This is a genomic window from Shewanella donghaensis (genome assembly GCF_007567505.1).
GTDB classification, from domain to species: domain Bacteria; phylum Pseudomonadota; class Gammaproteobacteria; order Enterobacterales; family Shewanellaceae; genus Shewanella; species Shewanella donghaensis.
In genome coordinates, this window is sequence record NZ_CP041783.1 from 3,367,971 (window position 1) to 3,382,422 (window position 14,452).

Below are 14,452 nucleotides of genomic sequence, written 5' to 3' on the forward strand. Positions count from 1 at the left end.
CAATGGCAGCGTTTGAATATAAAGCTCTTGATAGTAATGGCAAGCAGCAGAAAGGCGTTATAGAGGCAGATACCGCTCGTCATGCTCGCAGTCAATTGCGTGAACAACGGTTAATGCCGCTAGAGCTGCAACCTGTTGCTGAAAAAGAGGCTAAAGCGAAGAGCCAAGGGCTGACACTTTTTAAACGTGGTATTTCAGTTGCTGAACTCGCGTTACTAACACGCCAAATCGCAACGTTAGTGGCTGCAGGTTTACCCATTGAAGAGTCACTTAAAGCCGTTGGACAACAATGTGAAAAAGATCGTCTAGCCAGTTTGATTATGGCTGTGCGTTCTCGTGTTGTTGAAGGTTATAGCCTTGCAGACTCATTAGCCGAATTTCCTCATGTTTTTGACGACCTTTACCGCGCTATGGTTGCGTCAGGTGAAAAGTCAGGCCATTTAGAGGTGGTGTTAAATCGCTTAGCGGATTACACCGAACGTCGCCAACAACTTAAATCTAAGCTCACTCAAGCGATGATTTACCCTATTGTATTAACCACAGTCGCGATCGGTGTTATTGCTGTATTGCTAGCAGCAGTCGTACCAAAGGTGGTTGGGCAATTTGAACATATGGGTCAAGAGTTACCCGGTTCAACACAATTCCTCATTCTTGCTTCTGATTTCGTGCAAAACTATGGCGTGTTTGTCCTCATCGCGATGGTTGGCCTTTTTGTCCTATTCAAGCAATTATTAAGAAAACCTATTTTTAGAATGCAATACGATTCGTGGTTATTAAAGGCACCTGTTATAGGGAAAGTGAGTAAAGGCCTTAATACAGCGCGTTTTGCAAGAACCTTAAGTATCTTGTCAGCGAGTTCAGTTCCCTTATTAGAAGGGATGCATATTGCCAGTGAAGTACTACAAAATGTCAAAGTACGTGCAGCCGTTGATGATGCTACAGCAAGGGTGCGTGAAGGTACCAGTTTGGGCGCCGCACTAACAAATACCAAACTTTTTCCCGCTATGATGCTCTATATGATTGCATCGGGTGAGAAAAGTGGTCAACTGGAGCAAATGTTAGAACGTGCTGCAGATAACCAAGATAGAGAATTTGAATCCAATGTAAACATTGCATTAGGGGTATTTGAACCTATGTTGGTCGTCAGTATGGCCTCTGTGGTGTTATTTATCGTGATGGCAATTTTACAGCCTATCTTAGAATTGAATAACTTAATCAGCGCGTAGTTTAGTTTACTTAAACAAGTTATTTAGTATTTAATTATTCAATATTTATTTTTTATCGCACTTTAACTGTGTGTGTCGGAGGAAGTCGTTAATGCAAGCAAATCGAAATCAAACTGGTCGTAAACAAGCTGGTTTTACATTACTTGAAGTCATGGTTGTTATTGTTATTTTGGGTATTCTTGCTTCGATGGTCGTACCTAACTTAATGGGTAACAAAGATAAAGCAGATATTCAAAAAGCGGTGTCTGACATTGTAGCTTTAGAAAACACCTTAGATATGTATCGCTTGGATAACAGTATTTACCCAACAACGGATCAAGGTCTAGATGCACTGATTCAAAAGCCTACATCTTCTCCTGAACCACGTAATTACCGTGACGAAGGCTACATTAAACGTTTACCACAAGATCCTTGGCGCAATGATTACTACTTATTAAGCCCTGGTGAGAATGGTCGTATTGATATTTTTAGTGCAGGTCCTGATGGACAAGTTGGCACTGAAGATGACATCGGTAACTGGAATCTACAAAACTTCCAGTAAACATTACTGAGTTTAATAACCGATTATGATGACCAAACGTCAATCTGGATTCACCTTGCTAGAAGTCCTATTAGTTGCATTACTGATGGGACTCGCTGCGGCTGCCGTTACTATGACAACCAGTACAGCAGGACCAGAACAGGCGTTAAAAAAAACGGCTCGTCAATTTATTGCAATGACAGAACTCGTGATTGAAGAGGCCATTCTTAGTGGTCAATTTTTAGGTATTGTTGTTGAAGAAGATGAATATCAATTCGTTTATTACAAAGAAAGTAAATGGCATCCAGTAACGCAAGATCGTCACTTAGCTCCTAAGCAAATGGAGCAGGGTGTCACCATGAGTCTATTACTGGATGGCTTGCCATTAACCCAAGAAGACGAAGATGATGAATCTTGGTTTGATGAGCCATTAATTGAAGAGTCAAAAGAAGATAAAAAGAAAAACCCTGAGCCACAGATATTACTTTTCCCCAGTGGTGAAATGTCGACTTTCGAATTGAGCTTTTTACTTGATGATGACAAAGGTAAAGAAATTGAAGTGCTTGTTGTTGGTGATGCGCTTGGTCGGTTAGCAATAGGGAGCTTTGATGAAATACAGTAAAGGCATGACCTTACTAGAAGTCATCGTAGCGTTAGCAGTGTTTTCTATTGCGGCTGTCGCAGTAACCAAAAGCATTGGCGATCAAATGGCAAACCTGCCGATATTAGAAGAACGAACTTTAGCGCAATGGGTTGCCAGTAACCAAATGGTTGAAGCCAGATTGGTTGAAAGCTTCCCTGAACTTGGCACTAAAACTGGCCAGGTCGAGTTAGCTGAAAAAGATTGGTATTGGCGTCAAGAGGTGATCAAAACCACTGACGACAATTTTAGAATGATCAGAATATTAGTTAGTGATGATGACAGGTTTAAACGCACCGTTGCACAAGTGAGTAGTTATGTTCATAACGCAGGCTAACGGCCGACATCATACTCATCATTCTGACGCAAGAAAACATCGTCAGGCAGGTTTCACCTTGCTCGAAATGATGATCGCCATCGGTATTTTCGCGATGATAGGGCTAGCAGCAAATTCTGTGTTATCAACCGTGATGAAAAATGATGAAGCGACCAAAGAGTTTTCGGTTCGACTAAAAGCATTACAGCAAGGTTTTGGCATTATCGAACGAGATTTAGGCCAAATGGTTGCCCGCACACAGCGTGGATTAGATGGCGAGCGTACGACAACAGTATTTCAAACTGGCGATAATATGCTGGATTCAGAAACCGAAGCCTTGGTGTTTTTTCGTTTAGGTTGGTTGAATCCTGATGGCATGTTGCCAAGAGGCAGCCTGCAGTCAGTATCTTATGTGGTTCAAGATGGTCGCTTAGAGCGTTGGTATTATCCTTACCCTGAACCAGAAGTGGGCGCTGAACCGTTAAAAAGCTTGATCATCAAAGATGTGATTTCTATTGAATATTCATTCTTTGTTGGTGATAAATGGGAACGTAAAGTTGATTCCTCGCAGCTACCCCTTGGCATCGCAATGAAGTTGGAAATCGAAGGCTTTGGTATCATTGAGCGTCGCTTCTTACTGCCTAAAGGTGGCAGTGGCGGCAGCGGTGGTGCCAATGGTAACAACGGCAATAACAACGGCACTAATAACGGCACTAATAACGGCAATAACAGCGGTAATAACAGCGGTAATAACAGCGGTAACAATGGCTCTAGCACGGGTAATGGCACATGATGAAATATCAATTACCAGGCTTTCGTAAGCAACGAGGCGTCGCATTATTAGTGGTATTGCTGGTTGTGGCTTTGGTGGTGATTATCGCCACCAATATTACTAGTCGTAATCAATTGTCTATGCGCCGCACGTTAAATTTAGCACAATATGACCAAGCCTATTGGTATGCTATTTCAGCTGAAGAATTAGCCAAAAAGATTTTAAAGCAAGATATGGAAGATGCTGATGGCACCGTTCATTTACAGCAATATTGGGCATTAGCGGATGTTGTTTTTCCAGCAGAGTATGGTGAGATTGGCGGGGAAATGAAAGACATGCGTTCATGTTTCAACGTCAATGCTTTATCAGTTAAATCCACTGAAGTTGAAAATGGTCAACCCAAGCTATCTTTAGCGGGGACTCAGTTTATGTCGATGTTAATAACCTTAGGCATGGACGATTTTGGCGCAGAACGGCTCACTCATACATTAATTGATTACATTGATGAAGATACCGTCGCGATGCCATACGGCGCAGAAGATGCGGATTATGAGTCTAGAAACGTGCCTTACCGTGCAGCGAACACATTAATGAGTCACCACAGTGAATTACGCGCTGTATTAGGTTATAACCAACAAGTATATTTAACGTTATTGCCATACGTATGTGCAATTCCGGGTAATAATCAGCAATTGCTTAATGTGAATACCATTGAATTAGAGCAGGCCGCTTTGTTAGTCGGCATGCTAGAGAATAAAATTAGTTTAAGTGATGCGGAAAGTTTAATTAACCAACGACCTGCCGATGGTTTTGAGACTGCCGCAGAGTTTTGGGAAAATAACTCTTTAGCGAGTTTAGCGACTGAAAGTAATATGAAATCGAGCATCGTGGTTGATAGTAATTACTTCTTATTAAAAGCTGGCGCTAAAGTGGATAATGCGGTGTTTAGAATGGATAGCGTATTACTCAGAAGTAATAATAGTTTTGATGTGCTCTCCAGGCAATATGGCGGGCAGCAATAATGAATATGGATAACAACCCGCTTCAATCAGCTATAGGTACTTTTACCTTGGTGATGTTGAAGCTTGTGGAGAATGACAGTGTCTGAACGGCTATTTATCCGATTAGGAAAAACATCCGAAAGTCCTTGTTCTTGGCTAGTGTGGTCAGAACAAGAGCAAGAGATTATCGCCTCAGGTGAGTTAAGTGATGCTAAAAGCTTAACCAGTTTAACTGAGCGTGCGGGCAACCGTCCGGTTGATGTTTTGGTTCCTGCTGCAAGTATGACATTGACTCAAATTGCATTGCCTGAAAAAAATCAGCGCCAAGCGTTAAAAGCGTTGCCGTTCATGTTAGAAGAAGCCATTGCATCTGATGTTGAATCAATGCATTTTGTGGTTGGCCCGCGTGATGGTGAGTTTCTTAATGTGGTTGCAGTAGCGCATGAACAGATGCAAGATTGGCTGTCATGGTTAGTTGAAGCAGGTATAAAAGTGAAACGGGTTGTCCCTGATTGTTTAGCGTTACCGCTGGAACAATGCCGCTGGGCTGCACTCGATATGGGTGATGAGCTATTACTGCGAACTGGTGAAGGTAGTGGGGTTAGCTTGCCTAAAACTTGGCTTGATTTTGCACTGCCAGAACTCATGTCTAGCAGTAAAGAACACGAGTCACCATTAAAGATTGCGACATACAGTGATGACTTAGTCTTTATGGATGCCGAAGTTGAAGCTAAACCTTTAGACATTCCAATGATGGTCTTAGCCAAAGGGATTCTGCAGGCACCGATTAACTTGTTAAGCGGTAGCTATGAGCCAAAGCGTGAATATAGCAAACATCTCATGCTTTGGAAGAATGCAGCCATTATCGCTGTCATCGCCATAGTGCTTTCACTGGTGAATAAAGGCTTAACCATTCACCAATTAGAGCAGCAAACCGCAGAGATTAAACAGCAAAGCGAGGCCATTTTTAAGAAGGTCAGTCCTCGCACTAACCGTATTGTTAATATTCGCTCTCAGCTTGATTCCGAGTTACGTAGCTTACAAGGTCAGGGTGGCGGAGCTGCTTTCTTTGGCATGCTTGAAGGATTACGAGAGTCATTTCAAAAAGTACCTGACTTAAAACCCAATTCAATTCGATTTGATGCTGGTCGTAATGAACTGCGCATGCAAGTTACCGCTAAAAATTATGATCAAGTGGATCAGTTTAAACAGCTTGTTGAGTCTCAATATCAATTTGATATGGGTGCAATTAATAGCGGTGAGAATGAAGTGACCACTACAATTACATTGAAGGGCAAATAAGATGGAAAATTTGCAAATCTGGTGGCGTGGTCTTGCGCAACGTGAGCAACAGTTAGTCGCTAGCTGTAGTGTGTTTGTGGTGATTGGTATTTTGTATTGGGGAATATGGAGTCCTATTTCTAATGCAGCTGAGAATGCCGAAAAAGATAATCAAGCAGCGAAGCAGACTTTAAATTACGTAAAACAATCTGCCAATAAAATTGCAGGTTTAAAACAGCAAGGTTCTCGACCAAATGCTAGCGGCAGCCTGAGTTCTATCGTGAACCAATTGGCTGGTCAATACGATTTAGAAATTACACGTATGCAACCGCAAGGGGATAAAATCCAATTGTGGATGGATGATGTACCGTTTGATAGTTTGCTTGATTATTTACACGAGTTAGTTGAAAAAAAGGGCTTAACGCTTGAAAGCGTTGATTTATCAGAGTCTGATTTGGCTGGTTTTGTAAAAGTGCGTCGTATTCAGCTATCTAAGTAAGTAGGTAATGTAGTGAGTTTGATTAAGAAAATTATTTTAGGTGTATTTATCTACCTGGTGTTTTTGGTGGTATTTATCCCTGCTAATTGGGTTGTCGGCATTGCGCCGCTGCCGAATAATATTAAAGTGAGCGGTGTGACAGGCACATTGTGGCAAGGCTCTGCAGATGTTGTATCCATTGATCGCAGAGTGATTGAACAAGTCACCTGGGATTTAAATCCTTGGGCGCTGTTTATTGGTCAAGTGAATGTCGATGTTCGAATTGGTAGCCGCGCCACTGCAGTGAGTGGTCAAGGTGATATTAGCTGGTCTATGTCGGGACTCACTGCCGATAATCTTCGCTTTGAAGCACCCAATGCATTTTTACTGGGTAATGCTCGATTACCTTTCAGAACCAAAATTGATGGTGATGTCAGTTTAATTGTAGAAAGACTAGAGCAAGGTGCGCCCTGGTGTGAACAGTTAACCGGTAAACTATTTTTAAACCGAATTGATGTTAAAAATCAATTCGGTGAATATCCTTTGGGCGATATTGCATTAGGGTTAAATTGTATTGATGGCCAAGTGCAATTGAATACCGATGATTCGATGAATAAAATGGGTATTCAAGGTACTGCAACGTTAGGTGATAACAACAGTATTACCGTCAGTGCTAAGATTAAACCGACACCTGAACAGCCAAAGGATTTAACTCAAGCCTTAAGCTTTTTGGGGCAGCAAGACAGCCAAGGTTATTACCCCGTTAATTACCAAGGTACTATTCCTGGCATGTAATGCTAAGTTAGTAATGGATTAGTACTACTGAAAATTTAAAGGCATCTGATTAACGTCAGATGCCTTTTTTATGGCTGGTACTTATGCGTTTTAGCTGTTTGATACTTTCAGTAACTCTTGATGAAGTAATTGATAATCATCAATGGCGGGGAAATCGACAAAGTCTTTATGGGGCTTTTTACTGTCTGGGTTTTTAATGCCTAACTGAAAGCCAACACCTGCTAGCTTTGATGCCTCGAGAATATCTTCATTATCATCGATGAATAAACAGCGACTCGGATCTAAGTCGTACTTTTCGAATGCTTGCCTCCAAAACTCAGGATGCTCTTTGGGGTAACCGGTTTCATGGCTCGACAACATTTCATCTAAGCCCCTCGCTAACTCAGTATGTTCTAATTTAAGTTCAAGGCTTTTTGGGTGAGCATTAGTGAGCAGTATTCTCTTTTTGCCTACTGTGGCAAGCGCCTGTAAAAAAGGCATGCTGTCTTGGCGCATTTGAATACGTTCCACTAATGAATAGTGCAATGTGAGAATGTCTAAATCTAATTGCTGCTGCCAAAAATCAATACAATACCAATCTAATGTTCCAAGTACACGATGATAGGATTCTTCAACTAGCGCCTGTGCTTGTGCTAACGATATTTGTTTTTGTGTACTAAGCTGTTGAGGTACCAAAGTTAACCAGAAATGGTTATCAAAATGCAGATCTAGCAAGGTACCGTCCATATCGAGTAGAACTGTGTCTATTTTATGCCAAGGAAACATATAAATTCCGGTTGTAGAATATAGCTAGGGTAGTAAGATTGTAACTTGTCTTACTAAATTCGTCATATATGAGGTCTTAATGACATCACGGCACCCCAAGCCCGAAATCCTTCATCGTGAAATAGTCGCTAAAAGTAGACTGTTTCAGATTGAACAAGTGCACTTAAAATTTTCTAATGGCGTTGAACGTCAATATGAAAGAATGAGTGGCGCAAGCCGTGGCGCAGTAATGATTGTACCTGTGCATCAAGGCCAAATGCTATTAGCAAAAGAATACGCCGCAGGTACCGATAATTATGAACTTGGCTTCCCTAAAGGATTGATTGATCCTGGGGAGGAAGCAATTGAAGCTGCTAATCGTGAACTACAAGAAGAAATTGGCTTTGGCAGTCGTAAGCTAACGTTATTAAAAGAGTTAAGCTTAGCTCCTGGGTATTTTGCCAGTAAGATGCAAATTTTTATCGCAGAAGATTTATATGAAAGTACCCTTGAAGGTGATGAACCAGAACCGATAGACGTCATTCCATGGGCATTAGAAGATTGGCAAGCATTGTTGGATAACGTTGATTTTTCAGAATCGAGAAGCGTAAGTGCGTTATTTTTAACTCAACAGTATTTACAGCGTTAGGCTTATCGCTATTTTTAGGGCGAATTTTATACGATATTGATGTCAGTTATAAAATTATCCTGTGAAGATTAAAATAATTCAGCTTACTCGCTTAATTTAACTACAAAAAAATCTTAAATTGATCTAACGTGACAGTACTCAGAGTATTATTTGGCGATTGGAGTCGTTATGAAGCCAGAAGAAGTAATTGAACAAGTTATCAGTATCGCGAGCGAAGCGGGTCAGAAGATCCGCGATATCTATGTGAAAGGCGATTTTGATCGTGAAATCAAATCTGATAATACGCCTGTGACCTCTGCAGATATCGCAGCAAACGATATAATTTGTGCTGCACTTGCCGAATTGACTCCAGACATCCCAATTCTAAGTGAAGAAGCTGCTGATATTCCCTTCAGCGAACGTTCGGAATGGCCACGTTATTGGTTAGTTGATCCTCTCGATGGCACCGGTGAATTCATTGCTGGTAGTGGTGATTTCTCGGTAATTATTGCATTAGTCGAACATAATCGACCGGTTATGGGCGTTGTTTACGTGCCAATGACGAAAGTGTGTTACTACGCTATTGCTGGCTTAGGTGCCTATAAGCGTGATAGTAAGAATGAAGTACGTATTACCAGTAATCCAATTACCGATATTAATACATCTGGTTTACGACTTGCCGTTAGCCGTCGTCAAGACCCACAGTCAGTATTGAAATTGCTAAATCACCCAAGTAGCTGTGAATTGGTTGTTTTAGGCGGGGCAGCATTAAAAAGTTGCTTAGTGGCCGAAGGTCGCGCTGATTGTTATGTCCGTTTAGGACCTACAGGTGAGTGGGATACTGGCGCAGCACAAATCATTTTAGAAGAAGCGGGTGGCTCGTTAATGGACATTAACTTACAGCCGATGACTTACAATGAACGTGAAACACTTGAAAATCCTAATTTTATTGTTGTAGGAAGCCCGAGCTTACCTTGGGACGATATACTGACTAATTAGTATTTTAGAAACGTCTTATTAGAGCCCTCTATTGAGGGCTTTTTTGTGGCAGCGGTATTTCGGCACTAATTCCAAAGTACTTCAAGACTAACTTAAAAAGTGGCTAAAAATTATCTCTTAACTAGCTAGAGGCGAGCAAATAAATAGCAAAAACATTATTGTGAACATTGTTTTTTATTTTGTTTGCTGTTAGTTTATTGTTCAATTACTGGAAACTAGCTTGTGATAAGGGACAATCTTAATGGCGAGAAGGAAAGAGCACACTCACGCACAACTCCATGATATGGCGATTAATACAGTGATGGCTTACTTGCAAACTTCAACACTAGCGAGTTTGAGCTTACGGAAAGTGGCCACTACCATTGGTTATGCGCCGAGCACTTTGATTAATATTTTTGGCAGTTATCAACAATTACTATTGAGTGTATCTGAAACAGTATTAGAAGATTTGTACTCACTTTTAGAGACTGCGCTCGAGACAGAGTTAAGATCTAGCACTTCACCTACCGATCCACTTCATGAGCAAACGGATTGCTATAAAGATCAACCATTGCAGGGTGCTACCAAAGCTATTGAGGTTTTAGCGCAGCAATACAGTCAGTTTGCCTTATCAAATCCAGCTTGTTTTAAATTAGTCTTCGAACTCAGTACACCTGAAGACATGGCTTTGTCATCAAGTCATCAAGCAACAATTGATAAACTGTTTCAGTTAGTCGCTTTAGAATTAAGTCGCTTATTTCCTAGGGCCATAGAGCAAGATATTGAACTTATGAGCCGCGTGTTATGGGGCGGTATTCACGGATTAACGTGTTTAAGCCTTGATGGAAAACTCTTTAGCGATACAACCCAATTACCGAAAATGTTAACGAGCCATATACAAGGCTACTTATCTGGAATGGCAAAAAATAAGGATGTTTCATGCTGTTAACTAGACGCTTTTTACCTTACTTCGTCACGCAGTGCCTTGGTGCATTGAATGACAATATCTACAAAAATGTGCTGTTATTACTAGTGACATATAGCCAAGTAGATGCACTGCCTATTAGTGTAAATATGTTTGTCAATTTGGCTGCTGGGGTATTTATTTTACCTTTCTTCTTATTTTCAGCCCATGCTGGTGTGGTGGCCGATAATATGGATAAGGCATTACTCATAAGGCGACTGAAGTTACTCGAATTGATCATAATGTCGTGTGCCGCCGCAGCTATCTTGTCGCAAAGTTATTTGGTGATGTTAGTGCTGCTATTCTTAACTGGCAGTCAATCCGCCTATTTTGGACCTGTTAAGTATTCTTTGTTACCACAAACGCTGGCAGAAAATGAACTTGTAAAGGGCAATGCTTGGGTGGAAATGGGGACCTTTATTTCGATACTTGTAGGCACTTTATCTGCAGGTTTGTTAGTGGCCAGTGGCAACAGCTTAATGAGCGCGGCAATCACGGTAGTGACATTAGCAATAGCAGGTTATTTATCGAGTCGTGCAATCCCATCACTGCCACCTCAAGGCACAATCAGTAAAATTCGTTTCACACCTTTCACGGGTACATGGCACAGCATTGCTAAAGTAAGAAAAACGCCCAGTATCTGGATGGCCATTCTCGCCATTAGCTGGTTTTGGTTTTTAGGCGCGACTTATCTGACCCAGTTTCCTAACTTTGCCAAGTTACATTTGCACGCAGATGCAACCGTAGTGTCACTGCTATTAGCCTTATTCTCTGTTGGTATCGCGATTGGTTCTTGGGTATGTGAGCGAATTTCTTATGGCCGTGTTGAGCTAGGTGTTTTGCCATTTGGGATATTAGGTTTAACTATATTCGGTGTTGATTTGATATTCGCTATTCCTCCAGCACCTTTGGATACTGCCTTGGTATACAGCTTTAGTACATTTATCGCAGATACGCAGCATTACAGAGTGATGTTTGATTTATTGTTTGTTGGCTTAAGCGGTGGTTTATTCATTGTTCCCTTGTATGCCTTCATTCAATCTCGCGCAGCAGAAGGGGAATGTGCCCAGGCTATAGCGGCGAATAACATTATCAATGCCTTGTTCATGGTGATAGCGGCATTGTTATCTATTGTGTTGTTAGGCTTCTTAGAGTGGAGTATTCCACAGTTATTTTTATTACTGGCTGCTATGAATAGCGTTGTCGCGTTATATGTTTATTCTCAAGTGCCAGAATTTGCTCAACGTTTTGTCAGTTACATTTTGAGTCACTTGATGTATCGAGTCACAGTAAAAGGGCGTCAGAATATTCCAGAGCAAGGTGCTGGGGTGATTGTGTGTAACCATGTGAGCTATGTTGATGCTTTGATTATTATGGGCTCATCCTCACGGCCTATCCGTTTTGTGATGGATAAATCTATTAGTGAAATTCCGTTATTGAAATACCTATTCCGCCACGCGGGTGTTATTCCTATTTGTTCACCAAAGAAATGTGAAACAACTTATAACCAAGCATTTGAGTCAATTCATGATGCACTTAGTAATGAAGAACTTGTGTGTATTTTCCCTGAAGGGCGTTTATCGGTTGACGGTGATATTGCCGAGTTTAGACCCGGTATAGAGTCGATTCTATCTCGTGATCCAGTGACCGTTATTCCAATGTCATTGAAAGGCCTGTGGGGATCTTATTTTAGCCACAAAGGCGGTCATGCGTTAACGACTAGGCCAAAGCGTTTCTGGTCAAAGGTAACGGTTAATATTGATAAGCCTGTTGATGGTGTTGAACTGGGAAGACATGGGCTACAGCAAAAGGTCACAGGGTTATTTAATCAGTCTGCTGATTAACGTCAATCACTGATCTAGATATGCCTGAATCGCGGTTTTATCACCGCTAAATATGACCCTTTGTTGATGCTTACTCATTTGATATTGATACATAGGGTCGTAATACTGTTCAAGTAAGATGGTAATCCAGTCAAAATGGCCGCTGAGGTCATTTTGAGAAAACTGTTGATTGATGGCTTGTTCAATAATAGCGGTAAGTTGCTGTTGCTTTTTACCTCCGAGACGCTTTTTAATTGAATTAATGCTATTTAGTAAGTACTGCGTAAATTCAATCTTGCCTTGTGCCTCTTCAAATCGATCCATAAACGCTGCAGACTTATCGATGACATAGTCTTTATGTATTCTGACTAAGCGGTTATGTAAGCTTTCCTCTAACACAATAATGTCACTGGCTTGCATAGCTTGATAAAAGGTCTTTGGAATGGCTGAGCGGCCGATTAAGAAGCTCTCATCCTCTAATAAGACTTTATCGTGCTGTTGATGGTTATGTTGAAGCAGTTTGATGGCGAGCTGATTTTCAAAGTTAATCTGTGTCGGTTGTGGGTCAAGGTTCTTTCCAAAGCTTGAACCGCGGTGATTTGCGATACCCTCTAAATCAATGGCTTCTTTGCGTAGCTGTAATAGCTCAGTCTTACCACTCCCAGTTATCCCACTTAAAATGACTAATGGTTGTTTGGCTGGCGAAGATTCAATGACATTAATGAGAAACTGGCGCATCGCTTTGTAGCCACCTTCAATGTAAGGCATCGAAATACCATTATCCTTGAGCCATTGTTGTGATAACTGTGAGCGTAAACCACCGCGAAAACAATAGAGGTAACTGTTGGGCTGCTCCGCTATAAATTGCTGCCAAGCATCAATACGTTGTTGCTTAGTGTGACCATTAACCAGTTGATGACCTAAAGCTATTGCGGCACTTTGACCTTGTTCTTTGTAGCAAGTACCGACCATGGTTCGTTCAGCATCATTCATCAATGGCAAATTGTAAGAATGCTGAAATGCCCCTTTAGTAAACTCAATCGGGGCTCTCACATCGATTAAAGGTCGTTGCTCCAAAAAAAGACGCTGATACTCAGTGTTAGCAATGATGTTATCTGACATATGACACTCTCTTAGATAAAGCGATTTAAAGCACGCAATCTTCTAGCTAGCAAAATAAGCTATCAACTCAGCTCAATGAGTGTGTTACTCATACTCGTCTGGTCATTAGGGGGAATGAGTTCACCAATACAGATAGGGGCAATATCTTGACTGTTGAGCAAGGCAATGAGTTGTTGCTCTGAATCGGGGCTAACAGAAATCAGTAAGCCGCCACTGGTTTGCGGATCACACAGAATCGCTTGTTGCTGTTCGCTCATTTCAGGTAAATACTGCTGATAACTTTCAAAATTGCGTTGTGTCCCACCTGGAGTACAACCCAAGTTTAAGTAGTGCATTGCTTGCGCTAATAACGGGATGCTATTAAATGAAAGGTTCGCGCTGACATTGCCCCCCTGACATACTTCAATTAAGTGACCCGCTAGACCAAAGCCTGTGACATCAGTCAGTGCGTTGACCCCGGTAATAGCTGCGATATCTTGTCCTACTTTATTAAGCTGACACATGGCATTAATCGCAATCATACTGTCTTCGCTAGTGAGCTTTTTCTGCTTCTGTGCCGTAGTCAGAATACCGATGCCTATTGGCTTAGTGAGATAGAGTTTATCCCCCGCTTTAGCTGTGCTATTTCGTTTTAATTGCTCAAGCGGGATTTGACCGGTCACAGCAAGTCCAAATATTGGCTCTGGTGCATCAATACTGTGGCCGCCTGCTAACATAATTCCTGCATCAGCACAGGCTTGGCGCCCACCTTCAATGACTTTTTGTGCGACTTCGGGGGCAAGTACATTGACTGGCCAACCTAATATTGCAATGGCCATAATAGGCGTACCGCCCATAGCGTAGATGTCACTGATGGCGTTAGTGGCGGCGATGCGACCAAAAGTAAACGGATCATCGACGATAGGCATGAAAAAGTCAGTGGTACTGATAATACCTGTTTCATCATTGAGTTGATAAACGGCCGCATCATCGCGGGTTTGATTTCCTACTAATAGCTTAGGGTCAGTAAATGAAGGTAATGAAGAGGCCAATATAGTGCTAAGAACTTGTGGCGAGATCTTACACCCACAGCCAGCTCCATGACTATATTCGGTTAGTTTTACTGACGATTCAGACATAAGAAGGAAAATCCAAAGAAAGGAAGATATTCCATCATAAACACAA

16 protein-coding genes are annotated in these 14,452 nt (G+C 41.6%); 13 read left to right on the plus strand and 3 right to left on the minus strand.

Annotation, left to right across the window (positions count from 1 at the left end; translation table 11 throughout):
* Positions 1–2 precede the first annotated feature (2 nt).
* From gspF to FPK91_RS14410, 9 genes are all read left to right on the plus strand, one after another.
* Positions 3–1,226, plus strand: a complete 1,224-nt coding sequence (gene gspF / locus FPK91_RS14370) for a type II secretion system inner membrane protein GspF (protein WP_144211885.1) — start codon at positions 3–5, stop codon at positions 1,224–1,226.
* A gap of 91 nt (positions 1,227–1,317) precedes the next feature.
* Positions 1,318–1,767, plus strand: a complete 450-nt coding sequence (gene gspG, locus FPK91_RS14375; protein WP_144211886.1) for a type II secretion system major pseudopilin GspG — start codon at positions 1,318–1,320, stop codon at positions 1,765–1,767.
* Between the two features lie 25 nt (positions 1,768–1,792).
* Positions 1,793–2,368 carry a type II secretion system minor pseudopilin GspH gene (gene gspH, locus FPK91_RS14380; RefSeq protein ID WP_144211887.1) on the plus strand — a complete coding sequence of 192 codons (576 nt, stop codon included), beginning with the start codon at positions 1,793–1,795 and terminating at the stop codon, positions 2,366–2,368.
* On the plus strand, positions 2,355–2,723 hold the full coding sequence (gene gspI / locus FPK91_RS14385; RefSeq protein WP_144211888.1) for a type II secretion system minor pseudopilin GspI: 369 nt from the start codon (positions 2,355–2,357) through the stop codon (positions 2,721–2,723). Before gspH ends, gspI begins: the two co-directional genes overlap by 14 nt.
* 67 nt (positions 2,724–2,790) lie before the next feature.
* Positions 2,791–3,495, plus strand: a complete 705-nt coding sequence (gene gspJ, locus FPK91_RS14390; RefSeq protein WP_264371794.1) for a type II secretion system minor pseudopilin GspJ — start codon at positions 2,791–2,793, stop codon at positions 3,493–3,495.
* Positions 3,495–4,496, plus strand: a complete 1,002-nt coding sequence (gspK, locus tag FPK91_RS14395; protein ID WP_144214447.1) for a type II secretion system minor pseudopilin GspK — start codon at positions 3,495–3,497, stop codon at positions 4,494–4,496. The genes gspJ and gspK overlap by 1 nt, the downstream gene beginning before the upstream one ends.
* 78 nt (positions 4,497–4,574) lie before the next feature.
* Positions 4,575–5,777, plus strand: a complete 1,203-nt coding sequence (gene gspL / locus FPK91_RS14400; RefSeq protein ID WP_144211890.1) for a type II secretion system protein GspL — start codon at positions 4,575–4,577, stop codon at positions 5,775–5,777.
* 1 nt (position 5,778) lies between these two features.
* On the plus strand, positions 5,779–6,255 hold the full coding sequence (locus FPK91_RS14405; RefSeq protein ID WP_144211891.1) for a type II secretion system protein M: 477 nt from the start codon (positions 5,779–5,781) through the stop codon (positions 6,253–6,255).
* A 12-nt stretch (positions 6,256–6,267) separates the two neighbouring features.
* Positions 6,268–7,029, plus strand: coding sequence for a type II secretion system protein N (locus tag FPK91_RS14410; protein ID WP_144211892.1), 762 nt, complete (start codon positions 6,268–6,270; stop codon positions 7,027–7,029).
* 90 nt (positions 7,030–7,119) lie between these two features.
* Here FPK91_RS14410 and yrfG read toward each other — a convergent pair whose 3' ends face one another.
* On the minus strand, positions 7,120–7,794 hold the full coding sequence (gene yrfG / locus FPK91_RS14415) for a GMP/IMP nucleotidase (protein ID WP_144211893.1): 675 nt from the start codon (positions 7,792–7,794) through the stop codon (positions 7,120–7,122).
* A 79-nt stretch (positions 7,795–7,873) separates the two neighbouring features.
* Here yrfG and nudE point away from each other — a divergent pair, with 79 nt between their 5' ends.
* The 4 genes from nudE to FPK91_RS14435 all read left to right on the plus strand — a co-directional run bounded on the left by nudE (position 7,874) and on the right by FPK91_RS14435 (position 12,187).
* Positions 7,874–8,422 carry an ADP compounds hydrolase NudE gene (nudE, locus tag FPK91_RS14420; RefSeq protein ID WP_144211894.1) on the plus strand — a complete coding sequence of 183 codons (549 nt, stop codon included), beginning with the start codon at positions 7,874–7,876 and terminating at the stop codon, positions 8,420–8,422.
* A 168-nt stretch (positions 8,423–8,590) separates the two neighbouring features.
* Entirely contained in the window at positions 8,591–9,400 is an 810-nt protein-coding gene (gene cysQ / locus FPK91_RS14425; RefSeq protein ID WP_144211895.1) for a 3'(2'),5'-bisphosphate nucleotidase CysQ, read from the plus strand.
* Between the two features lie 241 nt (positions 9,401–9,641).
* Positions 9,642–10,328: a TetR/AcrR family transcriptional regulator gene (locus FPK91_RS14430; protein ID WP_144211896.1), complete on the plus strand. Its 687-nt coding sequence runs from the start codon at positions 9,642–9,644 to the stop codon at positions 10,326–10,328.
* Positions 10,319–12,187, plus strand: coding sequence for an MFS transporter (locus tag FPK91_RS14435; RefSeq protein ID WP_144211897.1), 1,869 nt, complete (start codon positions 10,319–10,321; stop codon positions 12,185–12,187). Before FPK91_RS14430 ends, FPK91_RS14435 begins: the two co-directional genes overlap by 10 nt.
* Before the next feature lie 6 nt (positions 12,188–12,193).
* Here the strand turns inward: FPK91_RS14435 and mnmH are convergent, their stop codons facing one another.
* On the minus strand, positions 12,194–13,288 hold the full coding sequence (gene mnmH, locus FPK91_RS14440; RefSeq protein ID WP_144211898.1) for a tRNA 2-selenouridine(34) synthase MnmH: 1,095 nt from the start codon (positions 13,286–13,288) through the stop codon (positions 12,194–12,196).
* A gap of 62 nt (positions 13,289–13,350) precedes the next feature.
* A complete protein-coding gene (selD, locus tag FPK91_RS14445; protein WP_144211899.1) occupies positions 13,351–14,406 on the minus strand; it encodes a selenide, water dikinase SelD in 1,056 nt (351 codons plus the stop codon).
* Between the last annotated feature and the right edge of the window lie 46 nt (positions 14,407–14,452).

Excerpts from the sequence above, each read along its gene's own strand:
- gspG (WP_144211886.1), top strand. The coding sequence starts at position 1,318 with ATGCAAGCAAATCGAAATCAAACTGGTCGTAAACAAGCTGGTTTTACA.
- yrfG (WP_144211893.1), bottom strand. The coding sequence starts at position 7,794 with ATGTTTCCTTGGCATAAAATAGACACAGTTCTACTCGATATGGACGGT.
- gspI (WP_144211888.1), top strand. The coding sequence starts at position 2,355 with ATGAAATACAGTAAAGGCATGACCTTACTAGAAGTCATCGTAGCGTTA.
- gspK (WP_144214447.1), top strand. The coding sequence starts at position 3,495 with ATGAAATATCAATTACCAGGCTTTCGTAAGCAACGAGGCGTCGCATTA.
- gspH (WP_144211887.1), top strand. The coding sequence starts at position 1,793 with ATGATGACCAAACGTCAATCTGGATTCACCTTGCTAGAAGTCCTATTA.
- mnmH (WP_144211898.1), bottom strand. The coding sequence starts at position 13,288 with ATGTCAGATAACATCATTGCTAACACTGAGTATCAGCGTCTTTTTTTG.
- FPK91_RS14435 (WP_144211897.1), top strand. The coding sequence starts at position 10,319 with ATGCTGTTAACTAGACGCTTTTTACCTTACTTCGTCACGCAGTGCCTT.
- cysQ (WP_144211895.1), top strand. The coding sequence starts at position 8,591 with ATGAAGCCAGAAGAAGTAATTGAACAAGTTATCAGTATCGCGAGCGAA.
- gspF (WP_144211885.1), top strand. The coding sequence starts at position 3 with ATGGCAGCGTTTGAATATAAAGCTCTTGATAGTAATGGCAAGCAGCAG.
- FPK91_RS14405 (WP_144211891.1), top strand. The coding sequence starts at position 5,779 with ATGGAAAATTTGCAAATCTGGTGGCGTGGTCTTGCGCAACGTGAGCAA.
- nudE (WP_144211894.1), top strand. The coding sequence starts at position 7,874 with ATGACATCACGGCACCCCAAGCCCGAAATCCTTCATCGTGAAATAGTC.
- FPK91_RS14430 (WP_144211896.1), top strand. The coding sequence starts at position 9,642 with ATGGCGAGAAGGAAAGAGCACACTCACGCACAACTCCATGATATGGCG.
- selD (WP_144211899.1), bottom strand. The coding sequence starts at position 14,406 with ATGTCTGAATCGTCAGTAAAACTAACCGAATATAGTCATGGAGCTGGC.
- gspJ (WP_264371794.1), top strand. The coding sequence starts at position 2,791 with ATGATGATCGCCATCGGTATTTTCGCGATGATAGGGCTAGCAGCAAAT.